The 18,584-nt window shown below is 72.2% G+C and carries 18 protein-coding genes; 13 read left to right on the top strand and 5 right to left on the bottom strand.

Annotation, left to right across the window (positions count from 1 at the left end):
• Window positions 1–13: 13 nt before the first annotated feature.
• From HHX35_RS28285 to HHX35_RS28260, 6 genes are all read left to right on the top strand, one after another.
• Entirely contained in the window at window positions 14–2,245 is a 2,232-nt protein-coding gene (locus HHX35_RS28285) for a DNA polymerase III subunit gamma and tau (RefSeq protein ID WP_182901744.1), read from the top strand.
• Window positions 2,246–2,422: 177 nt separating this feature from the next.
• Window positions 2,423–2,773 carry a YbaB/EbfC family nucleoid-associated protein gene (locus tag HHX35_RS28280; protein WP_139575517.1) on the top strand — a complete coding sequence of 117 codons (351 nt, stop codon included), beginning with the start codon at window positions 2,423–2,425 and terminating at the stop codon, window positions 2,771–2,773.
• A gap of 3 nt (window positions 2,774–2,776) precedes the next feature.
• Window positions 2,777–3,376 (top strand): recombination mediator RecR, encoded by a 600-nt coding sequence (gene recR / locus HHX35_RS28275; RefSeq protein ID WP_142564086.1) that lies wholly within the window; start codon window positions 2,777–2,779, stop codon window positions 3,374–3,376.
• The gene (locus tag HHX35_RS28270) at window positions 3,369–3,899 is read left to right on the top strand and encodes a DUF5063 domain-containing protein (RefSeq protein ID WP_079320095.1); all 531 of its coding nucleotides are present in this window, start codon (window positions 3,369–3,371) and stop codon (window positions 3,897–3,899) included. Before recR ends, HHX35_RS28270 begins: the two co-directional genes overlap by 8 nt.
• Before the next feature lie 98 nt (window positions 3,900–3,997).
• Window positions 3,998–5,272, top strand: a complete 1,275-nt coding sequence (locus HHX35_RS28265; protein ID WP_030508661.1) for an aspartate kinase — start codon at window positions 3,998–4,000, stop codon at window positions 5,270–5,272.
• Window positions 5,269–6,336, top strand: coding sequence for an aspartate-semialdehyde dehydrogenase (locus HHX35_RS28260; protein WP_182901743.1), 1,068 nt, complete (start codon window positions 5,269–5,271; stop codon window positions 6,334–6,336). Before HHX35_RS28265 ends, HHX35_RS28260 begins: the two co-directional genes overlap by 4 nt.
• A gap of 3 nt (window positions 6,337–6,339) precedes the next feature.
• Here HHX35_RS28260 and HHX35_RS28255 read toward each other — a convergent pair whose 3' ends face one another.
• Window positions 6,340–6,987: a hypothetical protein gene (locus HHX35_RS28255; protein ID WP_182901742.1), complete on the bottom strand. Its 648-nt coding sequence runs from the start codon at window positions 6,985–6,987 to the stop codon at window positions 6,340–6,342.
• 165 nt (window positions 6,988–7,152) lie between these two features.
• Between HHX35_RS28255 and HHX35_RS28250 the strand changes: the two genes are divergently transcribed.
• From HHX35_RS28250 to HHX35_RS28240, 3 genes are all read left to right on the top strand, one after another.
• The gene (locus tag HHX35_RS28250) at window positions 7,153–7,800 is read left to right on the top strand and encodes a TetR/AcrR family transcriptional regulator (protein WP_231513926.1); all 648 of its coding nucleotides are present in this window, start codon (window positions 7,153–7,155) and stop codon (window positions 7,798–7,800) included.
• 75 nt (window positions 7,801–7,875) lie between these two features.
• On the top strand, window positions 7,876–8,817 hold the full coding sequence (locus HHX35_RS28245) for an LLM class F420-dependent oxidoreductase (RefSeq protein WP_220506011.1): 942 nt from the start codon (window positions 7,876–7,878) through the stop codon (window positions 8,815–8,817).
• A gap of 74 nt (window positions 8,818–8,891) precedes the next feature.
• Window positions 8,892–9,242, top strand: coding sequence for a YkvA family protein (locus tag HHX35_RS28240; protein ID WP_182901740.1), 351 nt, complete (start codon window positions 8,892–8,894; stop codon window positions 9,240–9,242).
• On the opposite strand, the gene HHX35_RS28235 is transcribed toward HHX35_RS28240, so the two are convergent.
• From HHX35_RS28235 to HHX35_RS28225, 3 genes are all read right to left on the bottom strand, one after another.
• Window positions 9,239–10,435 carry an amidohydrolase family protein gene (locus tag HHX35_RS28235; RefSeq protein WP_182901739.1) on the bottom strand — a complete coding sequence of 399 codons (1,197 nt, stop codon included), beginning with the start codon at window positions 10,433–10,435 and terminating at the stop codon, window positions 9,239–9,241. The genes HHX35_RS28240 and HHX35_RS28235 overlap by 4 nt on opposite strands.
• A gap of 69 nt (window positions 10,436–10,504) precedes the next feature.
• Entirely contained in the window at window positions 10,505–11,290 is a 786-nt protein-coding gene (locus HHX35_RS28230) for an SURF1 family protein (RefSeq protein ID WP_182901738.1), read from the bottom strand.
• A gap of 61 nt (window positions 11,291–11,351) precedes the next feature.
• Window positions 11,352–11,819 carry a helix-turn-helix domain-containing protein gene (locus HHX35_RS28225; protein WP_220505979.1) on the bottom strand — a complete coding sequence of 156 codons (468 nt, stop codon included), beginning with the start codon at window positions 11,817–11,819 and terminating at the stop codon, window positions 11,352–11,354.
• A 107-nt stretch (window positions 11,820–11,926) separates the two neighbouring features.
• Here HHX35_RS28225 and HHX35_RS28220 point away from each other — a divergent pair, with 107 nt between their 5' ends.
• Genes HHX35_RS28220 through HHX35_RS28210 form a run of 3 tightly spaced genes read left to right on the top strand, consistent with a single transcriptional unit; the run spans window position 11,927 to window position 14,495 of the window.
• Entirely contained in the window at window positions 11,927–12,418 is a 492-nt protein-coding gene (locus HHX35_RS28220; protein WP_310739356.1) for a GNAT family N-acetyltransferase, read from the top strand.
• Complete coding sequence (locus HHX35_RS28215; protein ID WP_182901736.1) at window positions 12,415–13,005, top strand: TetR/AcrR family transcriptional regulator; 591 nt, start codon at window positions 12,415–12,417, stop codon at window positions 13,003–13,005. Before HHX35_RS28220 ends, HHX35_RS28215 begins: the two co-directional genes overlap by 4 nt.
• An 11-nt stretch (window positions 13,006–13,016) precedes the next feature.
• Window positions 13,017–14,495 (top strand): methyltransferase, encoded by a 1,479-nt coding sequence (locus HHX35_RS28210; protein WP_396781040.1) that lies wholly within the window; start codon window positions 13,017–13,019, stop codon window positions 14,493–14,495.
• Window positions 14,496–14,752: 257 nt separating this feature from the next.
• Here HHX35_RS28210 and HHX35_RS28205 read toward each other — a convergent pair whose 3' ends face one another.
• The gene (locus HHX35_RS28205; protein ID WP_182901735.1) at window positions 14,753–17,779 is read right to left on the bottom strand and encodes an AfsR/SARP family transcriptional regulator; all 3,027 of its coding nucleotides are present in this window, start codon (window positions 17,777–17,779) and stop codon (window positions 14,753–14,755) included.
• A gap of 226 nt (window positions 17,780–18,005) precedes the next feature.
• On the opposite strand from HHX35_RS28205, the gene HHX35_RS28200 reads away from it, so the two are divergent.
• Window positions 18,006–18,551, top strand: coding sequence for a hypothetical protein (locus tag HHX35_RS28200; RefSeq protein ID WP_182901734.1), 546 nt, complete (start codon window positions 18,006–18,008; stop codon window positions 18,549–18,551).
• Window positions 18,552–18,584: the final 33 nt, after the last annotated feature.

Raw genomic sequence — 18,584 nt, 5'->3', positions numbered from 1 at the left:
CCAAGGAGGCGGCATGAGTCTTGCGCTGTACCGCAAGTACAGGCCCGGGACATTCGCCGAGGTCAAGGGGCAGGAGCACGTCACCGACCCGCTGCGCCAGGCGTTGCGCAGTGGCCGCATCCACCACGCCTATCTCTTCAGCGGCCCGCGCGGCTGCGGCAAGACCTCCAGCGCCCGCATCCTCGCCCGGTCCCTCAACTGCGAGAAGGGCCCGACGCCCGACCCCTGCGGGGAGTGCGAGTCCTGCGTCGCGCTGGCCCCCACCGGCCCGGGGCACCTCGACGTCATCGAGATCGACGCGGCGTCGCACGGCGGCGTGGACGACGCCCGCGACCTGCGTGAGCGGGCCTTCTTCGCCCCCGTCTCGGCGCGCTACAAGATCTACATCATCGACGAGGCCCACATGGTCACCCGTGAGGGCTTCAACGCGCTGCTGAAGCTGGTGGAGGAGCCGCCGCCGCACCTCAAGTTCGTCTTCGCCACCACCGAGCCGGAGAAGGTCATCGGGACGATCAAGTCCCGCACCCACCACTACCCCTTCCGGCTCATGCCGCCCGCGACCCTGCGCCGGCTCATGGAGGAGATCCTCGACTCCGAGTCCGTGTCGTACGAACCGGCGGCGTTACCGCTGGTCGTACGGGCGGGCGCGGGATCGGCCCGGGACACGCTGTCGATCCTCGACCAGCTCCTGGCGGGCGCCGACGAGTCCGGCATCACCTACCAGCGGGCGGTGTCCCTGCTCGGCTACACCGACGGCGATCTGCTGGACGAGGTGGTCGACGCGTTCGCCAAGCGGGACGGCGCGGCCGTGTTCCAGGCCGTGCACCGGGTGATCGAGGGCGGTCACGACCCGCGCCGCTTCGCCACGGACCTGCTCGAACGCTTCCGCGACCTGGTGATCCTGTCCAACGTTCCCGAGGCCGCGGGCAGCGGCCTGCTCGACCGGCCGGCCGACGAACTGGAGCGTCTGCAGGCGCAGGCGGCGTCGATGGGCCCCGCCGAGCTGACCCGGGCGGCCGAGGTGTTCAACGCCGGGCTGACCGAGATGCGCGGTGCGACCTCCCCCCGCCTGCTGCTGGAGCTGATGTGCGCCCGCGTGCTGCTGCCCGGGGCCGACCAGGGCGAGGCCGCGCTGCTGACCCGGCTCGAACGGCTGGAGCGCGGCGTCGCGGCCGGGACGTACGCCGCCGCGCCTCAGGCTCCCACTGTTCCTCAGGCTCAAGCAGCTCCGCAGCCCGCGCAGCACTCCGCACCCGCACCCGCCGCTTCGGCCCCGGCTCCGGCTCCGGCTCCGCAGGTTCAGGCCGCCCCGGCGGCCGAGCGGAGCGCCGACGACTGGCCCACTCCCGTGCGGCCCGGCTCCGGGGCGGCGCCGCCGCCTCCGCAGGCGCAGCAGGCCCAGGCGCCCGCCGCGGGCGGGGGGCCGGTGCAGCACGCCTGGCCGCAGGTGCTCGAAGCGATCAAGAACCGCCAGCGGGTGGCCTGGATGATCCTCAACGCCCAGGGCAGGCTGCTCGGCGTCGAGGGCAACGTCGTGACCGTCGGCTTCGAGAAGCCGGGCGACGTCCAGGGGTTCCTCAAGGGCAAACGCGACGAGGTGGTGGCCGCCGCGCTCGGCGACGTGCTCGGCGGCAACTGGCGCGTCGATGTCGTCGTCGGCGGCTCGGGCCCCGGCCCGGCCGGCCCCGCCACCCGCGGGCCGTCCGGTCCGCAGACGCCCACGCCGCCGCCCGCGCCCCCGGCTCCGCCGGCCGCGCCCGCCACACCGGCTCCTGCGGCCATGCCGCCCACAGGGGCCTCGCCCGCGCCGGCGCCGGCCGCTCCCCAGGCCGCCCCGGCACCGGAGCGGAAGGCCGCCGCACCCGCGGCGTCGCCCACGGCGTCGTCCGCGGTGTCGTCCGCGGTGTCGTCTACGGTGTCGCCCGCGGTGTCGTCCGGTGGGACGACCGACGAGTCGTGGCCCGACGCGCCGTCCGACGACTACGACGCGCCGTCCCCGGCCCCGCGATCCACGCCGAGCCCCGGCCTGGCCGCCGCCCGCTCGGCGGCCAGGGCCGCCGCCCAGACCGGCCCCCGGCAGGCCTGGCCGGAGACGGTGCCCGGCCGTACGGGCGGGGCCTCCCGTCCGGACGACGACGTGGACCCGCTCAACGACGACGACGCGGACGTCAGCGAGCTGTCCGGCATGGCCCTGATCCAGCGTGAGCTGGGCGGCCGCATCATCGAGGAAATCGATCACTCCTGAGCGACTTCCCCGCCTGAGGGACGGCCGCCGCATGGACGGAGACTGGTGGGGTAACCGGTGTCCGTCCGGCCGCGACCCGGCGCGGAACACGCACGCCGCGCCGGTGCGGAAACCGGGGCGGACGCCGTAGGCTCGTCGCGACGAACATGTCGCTGGACGCTGAGGAGCGCAACCATCGTGAATCCAGGGGATGTCAACCTCCAGCAGTTGCTGGAGCAGGCTCAGCTGATGCAGCAGCAGCTCGTCACCGCGCAGCAGGAGCTCAGCGACGCCGAGGTCGAGGGCAGTTCCGGAGGCGGCCTGGTCGTCGCCACCGTGAACGGCAGCGGCGAGCTTCTCGAGCTCGAGATCAGCCCGCTGGCCATCGACGCGAGCGACCCGGAGGAGACCGCGCAGACGATCGCGGACCTCGTGCTCGCCGCCGTGCGGGACGCCGTACGCGCCGCGGGGGAGCTGCAGCAGGAGAAGCTGGGCCCGCTCGCGCAGGGACTCGGGGGCGGCCTCGGCGGCCAGCTGCCGGGGTTCTAGAGCATGTACGAAGGGGTCGTCCAGAACCTGATCGACGAGCTCGGGCTGCTGCCCGGCGTCGGTCCCAAAAGCGCGCAGCGGATCGCGTTCCACCTCCTCGCGGCCGACCCGGCCGACGTCAAGCGGCTCGCGCACGCGCTGCTCGAAGTGAAGGAGAAGGTGCGCTTCTGCCGCGTCTGCGGAAACGTGGCCGAAGAGGACCAGTGCCGGATCTGCCGGGACCAGCGGCGTGATCCGCACGTCATCTGCGTGGTCGAGGAGTCGAAGGACGTGGTGGCGATCGAGCGGACCCGTGAGTTCCGCGGTCGCTACCACGTGCTCGGCGGGGCGATCAGCCCGATCGACGGCATCGGCCCGGACGACCTGAAGATCCGCGAGCTGATGACCCGGCTGGCCGACGGCCAGGTGACGGAGCTGATCCTCGCGACCGACCCGAACCTCGAGGGCGAGGCGACGGCCACCTACCTGGCCAGGCTCGTCAAGCCCCTGGGATTGAAAGTGACCCGACTGGCCAGCGGTCTGCCTGTGGGCGGTGATCTCGAGTACGCCGACGAGGTCACTTTGGGCCGCGCTTTCGAAGGACGGAGGCTGCTGGATGTCTGACGAGTGGAACGACCTGGCCGCACGCGTCGCCGGACACGCGCAGAACTTCATCGACGGCCTCACCCGCCTTGCCGGCGGTGAGGGCGGCGACGCGACGCTGCCGCTTCTCCTGGTGGAGGTGGCCCAGGTCAGCCTCGCGGGCACCCAGCTCGGGGCCGCCCAGGACGTGATCCTGCAGGGCAACGTCGAGCCCGCGCTGAGCGAGGACCCCGACATCGACCCCCTCCGTACGGCTCTCGCCGCCCGCCTCGGCCCGGTGGACGACTACGCCGAGGTGTTCGACCCCTACAAGGACACCGTGGTCACCCCCTACCGGCTGTCGGACGACCTCACGGCGGTGGCGGCCGACCTCATCCACGGACTGCGGCACTACCAGGCGGGCCGTCCGCTCGAGGCGCTGTGGTGGTGGCAGTACTCCTACTTCAACACCTGGGGCAACCACGCGGGCGCGGCGTTGCGTGCCCTGCAGGCACTGGTCGCGCACACCCGGCTGGACGTCGTGGAAGAGGGCACCACGGTCTGATCCGGGGGCTGAGCGTCCACATGCTGGTCAGTGCCGGTCTCGGTTTGGGACGTCCAAGTACACTGTGAGCTCCACGTCCTGATTCGTTGGAGATTCCAGTGGCGCTCGTTGTGCAGAAGTACGGTGGTTCCTCCGTAGCCGACGCGTCCTGCATCAAGCGGGTCGCCCAGCGGATCGTCGCGACGAAAAAAGCGGGCAACGACGTCGTCGTGGTGGTCTCCGCGATGGGCGACACCACCGACGAGCTGCTCGACCTGGCCCAGCAGGTGTCGCCGCTGCCGCCCGGCCGTGAGCTCGACATGCTGCTGACCTCGGGTGAGCGGATCTCGATGGCGCTGCTCGCGATGGCGATCGCCAACCTCGGTCACGAGGCGCGCAGCTTCACCGGCTCGCAGGCCGGTGTCATCACCGACTCGACGCACGGCAAGGCGCGCATCATCGACGTGACGCCCAGCCGCATCCAGGAGGCCGTCGACGCCGGTCAGATCGCGATCGTGGCCGGGTTCCAGGGCGTCTCCCAGGACAGCAAGGACATCACGACGCTGGGTCGCGGTGGTTCGGACACCACGGCCGTCGCCCTCGCGGCGGCGCTCGGCGCGGACGTCTGCGAGATCTACACCGACGTGGACGGCATCTACACCGCCGATCCCCGCATCGTCCGTACGGCGCGGCAGATCCCGCGGATCTCCTACGACGAGGCCATGGAGATGGCGGCGTGCGGGGCGAAGATCCTGCACCTGCGCTGCGTGGAGTACGCCCGCAGGTTCGACCTGCCCATCCACGTCAGAAGCTCGTTCAGCACGAGGGAAGGCACCTGGGTCGTCTCCGACCCCTACAGCGAAGGAACCGAAGTGGAGCAGCCCATCATCTCCGGGGTCGCGCACGACCGGAGCGAGGCCAAGATCACTGTGGTCGGGGTGCCCGACAAGGTCGGCGAGGCCGCCGCCATCTTCCGCACGCTGGCGGACGCGGAGATCAACATCGACATGATCGTGCAGAACGTGTCGGCCGCGGCGACCGGTCGCACCGACATCTCCTTCACGCTCCCGGCCAACGACAGCCAGACGGCCCTCACGGCGCTGAAGAAGATCCAGAACCAGGTCGCCTTCGAGTCGCTGCTGTACGACGACCAGATCGGCAAGGTCTCCCTGATCGGCGCGGGCATGCGCTCGCACCCGGGCGTCACCGCCAAGTTCTTCGGCGCGCTGGCCGACGCCGGGGTGAACATCGAGATGATCTCGACCTCGGAGATCCGCATCTCCGTCGTCGTGGGACAGAACGAGGTGGACACCGCGGTCGCCGCCGCCCACCGCGCGTTCGACCTCGACGCCGACCAGGTCGAGGCCGTTGTGTACGGAGGTACCGGACGATGAGCCGCAAGCCCACCCTCGCCGTCGTCGGCGCGACCGGTGCCGTCGGCACCGTCATGCTCGAGATCCTGACCAACCGCACCGACCTGTCCGACGCGTACGGCGAGATCCGGCTGATCGCCTCGCCGCGCTCGGCGGGCAAGGTGCTGAGCGTGCGTGGCGAGGACGTCGTCGTCCAGGCGCTGTCGCCGGAGGCGTTCGACGGCGTCGACGTCGCGATGTTCGACGTGCCGGACGAGGTCTCCGCCGAGTGGGCGCCGATCGCCGCCTCGCGCGGCGCGGTGGCCGTGGACAACTCCGGCGCCTTCCGGATGGACCCGGACGTGCCGCTCGTGGTGCCCGAGTGCAACCCCGAGCAGGCCCGCAACCGGCCCAAGGGGATCATCTCGAACCCCAACTGCACCACGCTGTCGATGATGGCCGCGATGGGCGCCCTGCACCGCGAGTGGGGCCTGCGCGAGCTGGTCGTCTCCTCCTACCAGGCGGTGTCCGGCGCCGGGGTGGCCGGCCCCGAGCGGCTGTACGCCGAGATCGAGGCCGTCGCCGGCGACCGGACGATGGGCACCGTGGCGGGTGACGTGCGCAAGGCCGTGCCCGACCTGGCCGACTCGCCGTTCCCGGCTCCGCTGGCGCTCAACGTGGTGCCGCTGGCGGGCTCGCTCAAGGACGGCGGCTGGACGTCGGAGGAGCTGAAGGTCCGCAACGAGTCGCGCAAGATCCTCGGCATCCCCGACCTGAAGGTCTCGGCGACCTGCGTCCGCGTCCCGGTGGTGACCACCCACTCGCTGGCCGTCCACGCGACGTTCGAGCGGGAGGTCACGGTCGAGGGCGCCCGGGCGATCCTGGACGCCGCGCCGACCGTCGTGGTGCTCGACGACCCCGCGAACGGCGTGTTCCCCACGCCGGCGGACGTCGTGGGCACCGACCCGACCTACGTCGGCCGGATCCGCCAGGCGCTCGACTTCCCGAACACGCTCGACCTGTTCGTGTGCGGCGACAACCTGCGCAAGGGCGCCGCGCTCAACACCGCAGAGATCGCCGCGCTGGTCGCCACCGAGTTCGCGTAAGAGTCACCTGAACAGCACGTCCCAGTGGGTGGGCTCGTCCGCCCACACGTCGTCACCCGGCACGTCGGACCTGGTCTGCGGGTCCGGCGTCGGCGGGCGATACAGGGCGGCTCCGTCCCCGCGCGTGCGCCAGTAGCGGTAGGTCCGGGTGACGTACTCGTCGAGGCACCGGTTGTGCGCGAGGTCCACCTTGTAGCCGGTGCCGTGGCTGTAGCGGCCGTCGGCGTGCCCGGTCTCGGTGCCGCCGGTGACCGTCACCGGGCAGCCGCTGTCCCGCCGCAGGTCGACGGTGCGCATCAGGGTGCCATACCGGATGGCCTCCAGCGACGTGCAGTACGGACGGCGGCGGTCGGCGCAGGCTCCGGTGGACTTCCAGCGCACCCCGGCGTCGAGCAGCAGGCCGGCCGCCCGCGCGTGGCCGATCCGCTCGTCCGCCGCCGTGGTGTCCCAGGTCTTCACCGTGGCGGTGAACGTGCCGGCCAGCAGCGGAGGAAGGGAGACCTCCCCCCTCACCTCGACGCCGACGCCGGGATCGGCCGCGGGCGGCGGGGACGGCGGTGGGACGGGGTTCCTGTCGTGCTGCATGGGCAGGGAGATCAGTACGGCGGTGCCGATGCCGGCCAGCCCCCGCCATGACGGGCGGACGTCCACGTGCCTCGTTTCCTCGGTGTTTCCACGGTCGACGACGGGGGCTGAGGTCTTCAATGCCACACGCGGGGGCCGGCCGGCCCGCTGCCACGAGGCGATTTGCCGCGACCCGTGGATCATCTTGTCGGTTCATGACCGGACGCGGGCCCGAGCCGTACAGTGACGAGCGTGGCCGAGAGTACACGGGAGCAGATCGTCGAGACGGCCCTCCGGTTGTTCAGGGATCGGGGGTACGAGGCGACCACGATGCGTGCCATCGCCGCGGAGGCGGGCGTGTCGGTGGGCAACGCCTACTACTACTTCAGGTCCAAAGAACAGCTGATCCAGGCGTACTACGACCGGGCGCAGGAGACGCACGAGGCGGCCTGCCATGAGGTGTTCGCCGCCGAGCGGTCGTTCGCCGGACGGCTCGGGGGTGTGCTGCGGGAATGGGTGCGGATCTCCGAGCCCTACCACGAGTTCGCGGTGAAGTTCTTCAAGCACGCGGCGGAGCCCAGCAACCCCCTGAGCCCGTTCAGCGCCGAGTCGGCGCCCGCCCGCGAGTCGGCCATCGCGCTCTACCGGGAGGTGGTCGAGGGATCGGCCGGGCGGATGGACGACGAGTTGCGCGAGGAGCTTCCCGAGCTGCTGTGGCTGCTGTGGATGGGGGTCGTGTTGTTCTGGGTGCACGACAGCTCGCCCGGCTGCGCGCGCACCTACCGGCTGATCGACCGGGTCGTCCCGCTCGTCGACCGGCTGGTCGGCCTGTCGCATCTGCCCGGCATCAAGGGCGTGGCCAGGGAGGTCATCGAGGTGGTCCACGAACTTCGGGCGTGACCGCGACTCCATACCGTCCGGTTGGTATGGTCAGGGTCCGAGACCTTGGAAGGGGTGGCCGTGGACCGCTGGGGCATGACGATTCCGTTCTTCGGGCAGACGCCGGTCGAGTCGAAGGAGCTCGTCACCGAGCTGCCCGCGCTCGGCTACACCGACGCGTGGTCGGCCGAGGTGGGCGGCACGGACGGGTTCGTCCCGCTGGCCCTGGCGGCCGAGTGGGCGCCGTCCCTGCGCCTGGGCACCGCGATCGTCCCCGTCTACACCCGCGGCCCGGCCCTGCTGGCCATGTCGGCGGCCACGCTGGCCGACCTCGCGCCCGGCAGGTTCGTGCTGGGCATCGGCGCGTCGTCCCCGGTCATCGTGGGCAACTGGAACGCCGGTGAGTTCGACAAGCCGTACGCGCGGGTCCGCGACACCCTGCGTTTCCTGCGGGCGGCGCTGGCCGGGGAGAAGGTCACCGAGAGCTACGAGACCTTCGCCGTGAAGGGTTTCCGGCTGGAGAAGGCCCCGGCGACGCCGCCGAAGATCGTGCTCGCCGCGCTGCGGCCCGGGATGCTCCGCCTGGCCGCCCGCGAGGCCGACGGCGCCATCACCAACTGGCTGTCGCCCGGGGACGTACGGAAGGTGCGGGGCGAGCTGGGGCCGGAGACCGAGCTGATCGCGCGCCTTTTCGTCGTGGTGACCGAGGACGCGGCGAAGGCGCGCGAGATCGGCCGCCGGCTGCTGGCCGCCTACCTCACCGTGCCGGTGTACGCGGCGTTCCACGAGTGGCTGGGCCGGGGAGAGCTGCTGCGGCCCATGCGGGAGGCGTGGGCGGCCGGGGACCGCAAGGCCGCGCTGAAGGCGATCCCCGACGAGGTGGTGGACGACCTCGTCGTGCACGGCGACGCGGCGACCTGCCGGGCCCGGGTGCGGGAGTACGTGGCCGCCGGGCTGGACACGCCCGTGCTGGCCCCGCTGCCGGGTGGGGACCTGCCGCTCGCCGACACCGTGCGGGCGCTCGCGCCCGGCGCCTGAAGGAACCGGCGGGGCGCCGCCGTACGTTAACCAGAGGGCAAAGCGGGCAGAGGCGTTCCCCTGGAGGTGTCCTCATGGTGAAGGCAGGACGTGCGGCGGCCACCTGGCGTGCCTACCGCGAGGTCTCCAAGCCCGGTTCGCCGGGATTCGGGGCCCGGCTGCGGGCCGTGCCCCGGATGCTCCGCGCCGCGGTGAAGGGCGACTACCCCGGCCTGACCAAGGGCAAGATCGCCATGCTCGGCATGGCCGTGGCGTACATCGTGTCGCCCATCGACGTGGTCCCCGACTTCCTCCTCGGTATCGGCGTGGTCGACGACTTCGGCGTGTTCCTGTGGCTGGCGACCGCGCTGCTCGGCGAGAGCGGCCAGTTCGTCGAGTGGGAGCACGGCGGCCGGCCCGCCCGGACCGGCAAGGTCCGGCGTTAGAGCTGCTCCTGCCGCAGCCAGGCCCGCGAGGGCAGCGGGTGGCCGAACAGGCGGGCGGCGTTGCCGTACGAGACCCTGGCGATGTCGGCGGGGGGCAGGCTGCCGAGGTTGCGGGCCACGGCGCGCTGGGTGTCGGGCCAGGTGGACTCCGCGCGCGGGTAACCGGCCTCAAGCAGCACGCGCTCCATGCCCACGGCGAGCCGCACCGAGCTCAGCGCGCTGTCGTCGAGCGTGCCGAAGAAGAAGTTGCGCCGCAGCACCTCGCTGGGCTTGAGGCCGCCCTCCCAGCTCGGCTCGCCTGCCACGGGGTGATCGAGCGCGTAGTCGGCCCGCTCGGCGAGCATCGGCAGCCACCCGACGCCGCCCTCCACGATGAGGACGCGCAGCTTGGGGAAGCGCAGCGCCACCCCCGACCACAGCCAGTCGGCGCAGGCGAACATCGCGCTCGCCGGGATCAGCGTGGTGATCGCCTCGACCGGGGTGTCGGGTGAGGGCACCGGCGCCCAGGAGGACGCCCCGGTGTGCAGGCACACGACCGTCCCGGTCTCCTCGCAGGCGGCGAAGAACGGGTCCCAGTGGCGGCTGTGGATGGACGGCAGCCGCAGCCGGGTGGGGAACTCGGGGAACACGACGGCCTTGAAACCGCGTGACGCGTTGGCCCTGATCTCCTTCGCCGCGATCTCGGGGTCGGGGAGCCAGGGAAGCTGGAGCGCGATCATGCGCTCGGGGTAGGTGCCGGCCCACACGTCGACGTGCCAGTCGTTCCAGGCGCGTACGAGCGCGAGCCCGAGGTCCTGGTCGCGGGTGCGGCCGAACGCCACCCCGGCCTGGCTCGCCAGCATGCCGGGGAAGCACAGGGCCGCCCAGATCCCGGCCCGGTCCATGTCGCCGATCCGGGCCTCGATGTCGTAGCAGCCCGGCCGCATGTCCTCGAAGCGGACGGGATCGAGCGTCCACTGCTCCTTGGGCAGGCCCGCGCCCACGTCCAGCCCCGCGCAGGGATAGGTGGCGCCGCTGTACCGCCACACCTGGTGACCCGAGTCGGTCTCCACGACCTTGGGCGCCAGGTCCTTGTACTTCTCCGGGAGGCGGTCCTCGAAGAGGTCGGCCGGCTCGATCAAGTGATCATCGACCGAGATGATCACGTAGTCCCGCCGCCTCGGCTCTGGGTCGGGATGCAGCGGCGTAGTCACGGTAGTAAACGGTAGGGCCAAGGGATAACACCGTACAAGCTGCGAGGTCTCCGGTTGGTATCCGTTCGCTCACCTTGCGGCGCGTACGGTCACGGTTTGTGACACCTGCTCCGTACGGAGATCGCGGGCCTCCCGGCGCACCAGAAGCACCCAGCCGCCCACCGCGATCCCGATGAACAGCCACCACTGCACGGCGTACGCCAGGTTGAGCCCGCCTCCGGCGCCGACGTCGGGCGGGGGCAGGAGTTCGGGCGCGGGAGCGCCCTGCGGCTGCTGCGCGGTGAGCTCCACGAACCCGCCGAAGACCGCGTACGGCAGGCCCTCGGCGATCCGGGGCGTGTCGATCAGCAGGATCTGGCCGGACGGCAGGCCGGACCGGTTCCTGATGCCGGTGTTGTCCTGCGTCTCCGCCGGGCGGAGCCGTCCGGTGACCGTCACCTCTCCCGTGGGCGGGGCGGGCACCTGCGGCGGAGTCTCGGCGGTCGCTCCGGCCGGGACCCAGCCCCGGTTCACCAGCACGGCGCCCTGCGGCGTGACGAGCGGAGTGACCACGTAGAACCCGACGCGGCTGTTGAGGGTGCGCCTGCGCACCACGAGCTCGTGGGCGGGGTCGTACCGTCCGGTGACGGTGACGAGGCGATACCTGTCCTTCTCCGGCACCGGCACTGCGGTCCGGTCCAGCCGGTCGAGCGGCACGGGCGCGGCGGCGAGGTTGGCGGTGATCCGCGCGCTGTCGGCCGACCGCTCCTCGAACCGCCCCCACTGCCACCTTCCCAGGAAGAAGAAGGCAGGGATCAGCACGAGCACGAGCAGGTGCAGCCCGACCCAGCGGCGCGAGAGGAGGAACCGGTACACGTGACCAGCCTAGGCAGCCACCGGGGTGGTATGGATTTCAGGCCGTGTCTCAGGCCGTGTCTCAGGCAGGGGTGCTGAGGCGGGCGCCGGGGCCGGGGCGGGGGGTCACCTCGCGCGGGCCGCCGATTTCGTGGCCGTCCTCGCACACCAGGTGCAGCGCGACGGGCGCGCCGCACTCGCGGTGGGTCACCACGACCGGCGGTCCCTCGGGATCGGCCACATAGCGGTCGCCCCAGTGCATGAGCGCGATCATGATCGGGTAGAGGTCGAGGCCCTTCTGGGTGAGCCGGTACTCGTCGCGCTGGCGCTGGCCGGGCTCCTGGTAGGGCACCTTGCGCAGCAGGCCCTCGTCCACGAGCCGGGACAGCCGCGCGCTCAGCACCTGCCGGGGCGCGCCGGTGCGCGTCTGAAGGTCGGCGAACCGCCGGACGCCGTTGAACGCCTCCCGCAGGACCAGGAACGTCCACTTCTCGCCGAGCACGGCGAGGGTTCGCTCGATGGAGCAGTTGTCCACCCGATAACGCCGCATGTCGCGCATCGTAACCACAACATCCTCCCCGCATCTAAGTCTACTTGACAGACTCAGCGTGCCCGGGAGAGTCTGAGTCCATGTTGGGAACTCAGGCGAGGCCCCTTGTGGACATCCGTGCGGCGCGTCCTGGCGACGACGAGGAGCGGGTGCGGCACTTCGTGGAGGGCCTGTCGCGGGCCACGCTGACGAACCGCTTCTTCGTCGGCCTGGGTCGGCCGAGCGCGAGCCTGATCCGCGCGATGGTCGCGCGCGACGACAGGCGGGACGCGCTGCTCGCGCTGCACGGCGACGCCGTGATCGGGCACGCCATGAGCCACCTGGCCGAGGGTGAGGCGGAGATCGCGGTCGTGGTGGACGACCGGTGGCAGAGCCTCGGTGTGGGCTCGCGGCTCGTGCGCACCCTCCTGCGGCGGGCGTCCGTACGCGGTGCGGCCGTCGTCGGCATGGACGTCATGACCGAGAACCGGCGGGTTCTGTCCATGGTGCGCAGGGCCTGGCCCTCTGCCACAATCGACACACAGGGCACATCCGCCGAGATCAAAGCCGACCTCGCATTTGCAGAACAAGGTTCTGTTGGTTCACCATTGACTATGTGAAGAACGCGAAGAGCGGGCGAGACGGCAGGGCCAGGATCATCGAGGGCGCCCTGCGCAGGTTCAGCCAGAGCGGGGTGTCGGCCACCACCCTGGCCAGCCTCCGGCAGGAGAGCGGCGTCAGCGTCGGCAGCTTCTATCACCACTTCACGAGCAAGGAACACGTCTTCGGCGTGCTCTACGCCGAGATCCTGGACATGTACCAGGACGCCTTCGTCGGCGAGCTCGTCCGCCACGAGGACGCCCGCGCCGGCATCGAGGCCATCGTCGCGATGCACATGGCCTGGTGCGGCGAGCACCCCGAGCGCGCCCGCCTGCTGATCAGCGAGCGCCCGCCCCGGCGCAACGAGCCCGGCGGGCCGGAGGTCGCCGACTCGAGGCGCGAGTTCTTCCGGCAGGTCGCCGACTGGTGGCGGCCGCACATGAAGGACGGCGTGCTCCGCCCCGTCCCCGCCACCATGTGCTACGTGCTGTGGCTCGGCCCCGCGCAGGAGATGTGCCGGCTGTGGTTCAGCGGCGCCCACCAGCCCACCGAGGAGGAGATCCGCGAGCTGGGCGAGGCCGCCTGGAACAGCCTCAAGATGCCGTAGCCCCGCGATAGATTCGAGGCGTGGACGCCCCTTCTGACCTGGTCCGGCGGCTTCGCGACAGATTCGTGGAGGCCGGTTACACGATCGACGGCGTGCGTGAGCGGCTGGGCGACATGGCCGCCTCCGCCCTGGCCCGTGAGGAGATCGTGCCCGCGCTGCGCGCCACCAGGGACGCCGACCCCCTCGCCACGCTGATCCGACTGTGGTGGCTGGGCGCCCCGGCCAGCATGGCCGCCGCCGACCTCCCGCTGCAGGACCTCATCGAGGCCGGGCTGCTGGTGCGCCTGGGCGACTCCGTGCAGGCCACCGTGCACCTCCAGCCCTGGGACACCGGAACCGGCGACCCGGCGTACGTGGTGTCCGACCGCAAGGTGCGCCCCGGCGACCCCTCCCTGCGGCCCGACCACGTGGTCGGAGCGGGCGGCGCCTCGGCCAACCTCGCCCAGCTCGGCTGGACCGCCCCGGTCGGCCGGGCGCTCGACCTCGGCACCGGCTGCGGCGTGCAGGTGCTGCACCTGGCGCCCAGGGCGGAGCACGTCGTCGCGACCGACGTGAACCGCAGGGCCCTGCGGCTGGCCCGCCTCAGCTGGGGTCTGTCCGGCATGACCGGCGTCGAGGCGCGCGAGGGCTCGATGTACGACCCGGTGGACGGCGAGCGCTTCGACCTCGTGGTGTCCAATCCGCCGTTCGTCATCGCGCCAGAGGCCAGGTACACCTACCGGGAGGCCGGGCGGCGCGGCGACGAGTTCTGCCGCGACCTCGTACGGCGCACGCCCCGGCACCTCGCCCAGGGCGGCCAGGCGCGCTTCCTCGCCAACTGGCTGCACGTCAAGGGCGAGGACTGGCAGGACAGGGTGGGCGGCTGGCTCACCGAGACCGGCTGCGACGGCTGGGCCGTGCAGCGCGACGTGCAGGACCCGGCCGAGTACGTCGAGCTGTGGCTGCGGGACTCCGCGGAGCACGGCACCTCGGCCTACCGGGAGCGTTACGACGAGTGGCTCGGCTGGTTCGAGTCGATGGACGTGACCGGCGTCGGCTTCGGCTGGATCGCCCTGCACGACTCCGGCTCGCTGAGCCCGCTTGTGCGGGTGGAGGAGATGACGCAGCCGGTCGAGCCCCCGTCCGGCGCGCTGGTCGAGGAGGTCCTGCGCGCGGTGCGCGCGGCCCACGAGCTGTCCGACGAGGACCTGCTCGACGCGCGGCTGAAGGTGGCCGAGGGCGTCGTGGAGGAGCGCGTCGGCCCGCCCGGCGCCGACGACCCCTCCCGCATCGCCCTGCGGCAGACCCGGGGCGCGCGCCGTACGGCCGCCGTGGGGACGGTGGAGGCGGCCCTGGCGGGGGTGTGCGACGGTGATCTGCCCACGCGCCCGCTGCTCGCCGCGATCGCCGAGCTGACCGACGAGGACCCCGCCGCGGTGCTCCGCGACGCTCCCGCTGCGCTGCGCCCCCTGATCGCGGACGGTTTCCTGACGGTTGCAAGCCTCCGTTGATCGGAGTTTGAACGGCCCGGGCGACAGTGGTCCTGCGTGGGCTTCGGGGGGGTTCGGGGCCCGCGCGAAAGCCCGGCCGGTCGTCAACGTGAGGCGGCGAGTCGCCACGGGGCGCACCGGAAGGATCCGGGCCCCTGCGCGCCCCAGTGGCGACGGGCGGCCGGCCGGGCGGTTCCAGCCCCCGCAAGCGAAGAACGGTGGTCGATGTGATCAACCACGTCCGGATGAGCCGGCTCGACGACGACCTGCGACTCGACTCAGGTCTCGACCTGTTCGCGCAGGAGCGTGCGGATGTCGTCGGCCTCGGGCGAGCCGAGCCGGGTGAAGATGTCGAGGGCCTTGACCAGGGCCTGCCTGCCCCGGCCGGTCTCCCCGAGGCCCGCGAGAGCCTTGCCGAGGGCGGCCAGTGACTGCGCCTCGCCGTACGGGTGGGTGATCTCGCGGCTCACGGTCAGCGCCTGTTCGGCGTGCCGGGCGGCCTCGGCGAACCGTCCGGCGGCGATGAAGGTGGCGGCGAGCCGGTAGCAGACCCGCTGCTCCCAGACCCGCTGGTTGCTCGCACGGAAGAAGGCCAGGCACTCGGCGTGGTGGACGACGGCCTCGTTGAGCCGCCCGACATAGGACAGCACGTTGCCGAGGTGGTAGCGGGCGCGGGCCACTCCCGCGCCGCTGCCGATCTCTGAGAAGACCGCCAGCCCGCGCTCGGCCGCGGCGATGGCGTCGTCCGGCCGCCCGAGGCCCAGGTGGTCGCGGGCGGAGTAGCACGACGCCAGCGCCTCGCCCGCGGGGTTGCCCGTCTCCCGGTGGACCGCCGTCGCCCGGTCGAACCATTCGAGCGCCTCGGTGTGGCGCCGCCGCCGGCCGGCGACGACCGCCAGCGCGTTGCACGTCTCGCCCAGCACGATCCGGTCGCCGGTCTCCTCGCCGAGCGTCCGCGCGGCGAGGAAATGGGCCTCGGCCTCGGCCAGCCGGTTCGCGCCGAACAGCACCCGGCCCAGCACGTAGCGGCAGCGCAACTCGCCGCGCCGCTCGCCGGCCCCGCGGGTCGCCGTCAGCAGGGCCGAGGTGCGCTGCTCGAAGTCTCGCTGGTTGGTGCCCGACTCCAGCAGCGGCTCCATCGCCAGCAGCAGGTCGGCCGCCGCGAGCAGGTCCTCGCCCGACGCGTCCTGAACCACGGCCGCCTGGGCCACGGCTGCCTGGGCCACGGCTCCGAACATGTCCTCGGACTCCGCCGACAACCAGGCCACGGCCTCGTCGGCCGAGGAGAAGGAATGGCCGCGCACGCCCAGGCCGGTGAGGTTGTCGGCGATCGCGCTGCCCTCGTACGCCAGCCGGTGGGCCGCGCCGGCCGACGCCAGGTAGAAGCCCAGCAGCCGCCGCAGGGCGAGGGCGCGGGCCGCGGGCTCCTCGGCGTCCTCCGCCTGCCGCCGGGCGAACAGCTTGAGCAGGTCGTGGAAGCGGTAGCGGCCCGGGGCGGGCGCCTCCAGCAGGCTGGCGTCGACCAGCGACTCGATCACGTCCTCGGCCTCGGCCGGGGTGAGGTCGAGCACGGCCGCCGCCGCGAAGACCGAGATGCCCGAGCCCGCCGGCAGCGCCAGCAGCCGGAACGCCCGCGCCTGCCGGGCGTCGAGCTGGCCGTACCCGAGCGCGAACGTGGCCGAGACCGCCAGGTTGCCGATCTTCATCTCGTCGAGGCGGCGGCGCTCGTCGGCGAGCCGGGGGACGAGCGAGGCCACCGTCCACGACGGGCGGGAGGCGAGCCTGGCCGCGACGATCCGCACGGCCAGCGGCAGGAAGCCGCAGGCGGCGACCACGTCCATGGCGGCGGCCCGTTCCGCCGCCACCCTCTCGGGTCCCGCGACCGCCGAGAGCAGAGACAGCGCCTCCTCGGGCTCCATCACGTCGAGGTCGATGAGCCGGGCCGCGGGCAGGTCGGCCAGTTTGCCCCGGCTGGTGATGATCGCGGCACAGCCGGCCGAACCGGGCAGCAGGTGCTCGACCTGCTCGGCGTCGCGGGCGTTGTCGAGCAGCACCAGCATCCTGCGGTCGGCGAGCAGCGAACGGAACAGCGCGGAGCGCTCGGCCAGGCCGTCGGGGATGACGTCCATCGGGATGCCGAGGGCGCGCAGGAACGCGACCAGCGCCGTCTCGGGCGCGGTGGGCTCGGCGCCGTATCCGCGCAGGTCGGCGTAGAGCTGACCGTCGGGGAACAGGTCATCGGCGAGGTGGGCCACATGGACGGCCAGGGTCGTCTTGCCCACGCCGCCGATGCCCGACATCGCCGCGATCGGCACGCCCTCTCCCGCCCCTTCCCCGCGGAGCAGCGCGAGCAGCCTCTGCACCAGGCCGGTACGTCCGGTGAAGTCGGGCACGGCCGCCGGGAGCTGCGCCGGTCTCGGCATCTCGATCGACGGGCCGGTCTCGGCCGTCGCGGCGTCATCGTGGACATCCTGCGGCGAGAGCCGTACGGGAGGGGGTGCGGGGGCGAGGGAGGGGTCGGCGGCGAGGATCCGCCGGTGCAGGTCGGCCAGCTCGGCCCCGGGTTCGATGCCGAGCTCCTCCACGAGCGCCTGCCGGGTCTCGGTGAAGACCGACAGCGCCTCGGCCTGCCTGCCGCAGCGGTAGTAGGCCAGCATGAGCTGGGCGCGTAACCGCTCGCGCAGCGGGTGTTCGGCGGCGAGCGCGACCAGCTCCGAGACGATCTCCGCGTGCCGGCCCAGCTCCAGGTCGAGCTCCATGAGCGTCTCGACCGCGCTCATCCGGCGCTCGGCCAGCCGGTCGCGCTGGTGCTCGGCGTACGGGCCGACCGCGCCGGCCAGCGGCTCGCCCGCCCACAGGCGCAGGGCCCCGCGCAGCCGCCGGGCGGCCTCCCCGGCCCGGCCCGTACGGCGGTCGGACTCGGCGGCGGCGCACTCGCGCTCGAAGACGGCGAGGTCGAAGCGGGCGGGGCCGGAGTGAGCGGAGCCGAGCCGCAGCGCGTATCCCCGGCCCACGGAGGTCAGCAGCCGCGGCGGGGTCCTCGGGGAACGGTCCGGTTCCAGGACGGTGCGCAGGCGGGAGACGTAGGTGCGCAACGCGCCGAGCGCGCGCGGCGGCGCGTCCCCGCCCCACACGCCGTCGATCATCTCGTCCGGCGTGACCGCGTGCCCCTCCCGCAGCAGGAGCATCGCGAGAATGGAGCGTTGCAAGGGCGTGCCGAGGTCGAGCTCGACGCCGTCACGCCAGGCCAGGACGGGTCCGAGCACGGCGAAGCGCAGGCCGTCCGCGGCGGCGTGATCAGGCATGGCACCTGTCTCCCAATGGCAAGATTTCCGACCAAATGATAGATCGTGTGGCGCGGCGGCAGTAGGACCGAGCGCGCCGGTTCAGTGTTCGTTCAGGTGCTTGAAAGCGGCCTGCAAACCACGGTGAGAGCACTGAAAGCAGCTTGCAGGCGGGCGGGCCTATCACTGAGATGCAACCCCGACAGCACCCCGCATCGGGGGATCGTCCTCGAACAGGAGAACCGAAATGCGACGCTCCATCACCCTCGGTCTCGCCGCAGCCACCGCCGTCGCCGCCCTCGGGCTGCCGGCCCTCGCGACCGCCGCCTCCGCCGCCCCCGCCTCCGCCGCCTCCGCCGCCTCCGCGTCCCACCACCACGACGACTGGGACTACGACGGCTGGTGGGGCACCTACTGGTCGAACAACCACCTCGCCAAGGCCAAGGGCTACGTCGACGTGAACTACGACGACGAGGAGTCGAACCGGGTCCACGTCACCGGCAAGCTGTACGACAACGACCACCGCACCTACAACCAGGGCGGCAAGTGCGCGTACATCAAGTTCCGCGTGTCGTCCTGGGACGACGAGGAGGACGACTGGTCCTCCAGCATCAAGTCGTACAAGTACTGCGGCGCCGGCGGCTACAAGCAGATCAACTTCTGGCGCTACGACGTCGCCCAGGTCCAGGCGAAGGTCTGCCAGATCGGTCTGCACAGCAGCTTCCCCGTCAACTGCGGCTCCTGGCACGACATCTACAACGCCTACGAGGACGACTTCGGCTACGACGCCTGATGGCCGTCCGCCTCCCGGCACCCCCCGCATGAC

It is taken from the genome of Microbispora sp. H10830 (assembly GCF_014161375.1).
Classification (GTDB): Bacteria; Actinomycetota; Actinomycetes; order Streptosporangiales; family Streptosporangiaceae; genus Microbispora; species Microbispora catharanthi.
The sequence above is the reverse complement of the archived record's forward strand: the minus strand, read 5'-3'. Positions and strand labels throughout refer to the sequence as shown.

Excerpts from the sequence above, each read along its gene's own strand:
- HHX35_RS28285 (WP_182901744.1), top strand. The coding sequence starts at position 14 with ATGAGTCTTGCGCTGTACCGCAAGTACAGGCCCGGGACATTCGCCGAG.
- recR (WP_142564086.1), top strand. The coding sequence starts at position 2,777 with ATGTACGAAGGGGTCGTCCAGAACCTGATCGACGAGCTCGGGCTGCTG.
- HHX35_RS28270 (WP_079320095.1), top strand. The coding sequence starts at position 3,369 with ATGTCTGACGAGTGGAACGACCTGGCCGCACGCGTCGCCGGACACGCG.
- HHX35_RS28260 (WP_182901743.1), top strand. The coding sequence starts at position 5,269 with ATGAGCCGCAAGCCCACCCTCGCCGTCGTCGGCGCGACCGGTGCCGTC.
- HHX35_RS28245 (WP_220506011.1), top strand. The coding sequence starts at position 7,876 with ATGACGATTCCGTTCTTCGGGCAGACGCCGGTCGAGTCGAAGGAGCTC.
- HHX35_RS28240 (WP_182901740.1), top strand. The coding sequence starts at position 8,892 with ATGGTGAAGGCAGGACGTGCGGCGGCCACCTGGCGTGCCTACCGCGAG.
- HHX35_RS28225 (WP_220505979.1), bottom strand. The coding sequence starts at position 11,819 with ATGCGGCGTTATCGGGTGGACAACTGCTCCATCGAGCGAACCCTCGCC.
- HHX35_RS28205 (WP_182901735.1), bottom strand. The coding sequence starts at position 17,779 with ATGCCTGATCACGCCGCCGCGGACGGCCTGCGCTTCGCCGTGCTCGGA.
- HHX35_RS28200 (WP_182901734.1), top strand. The coding sequence starts at position 18,006 with ATGCGACGCTCCATCACCCTCGGTCTCGCCGCAGCCACCGCCGTCGCC.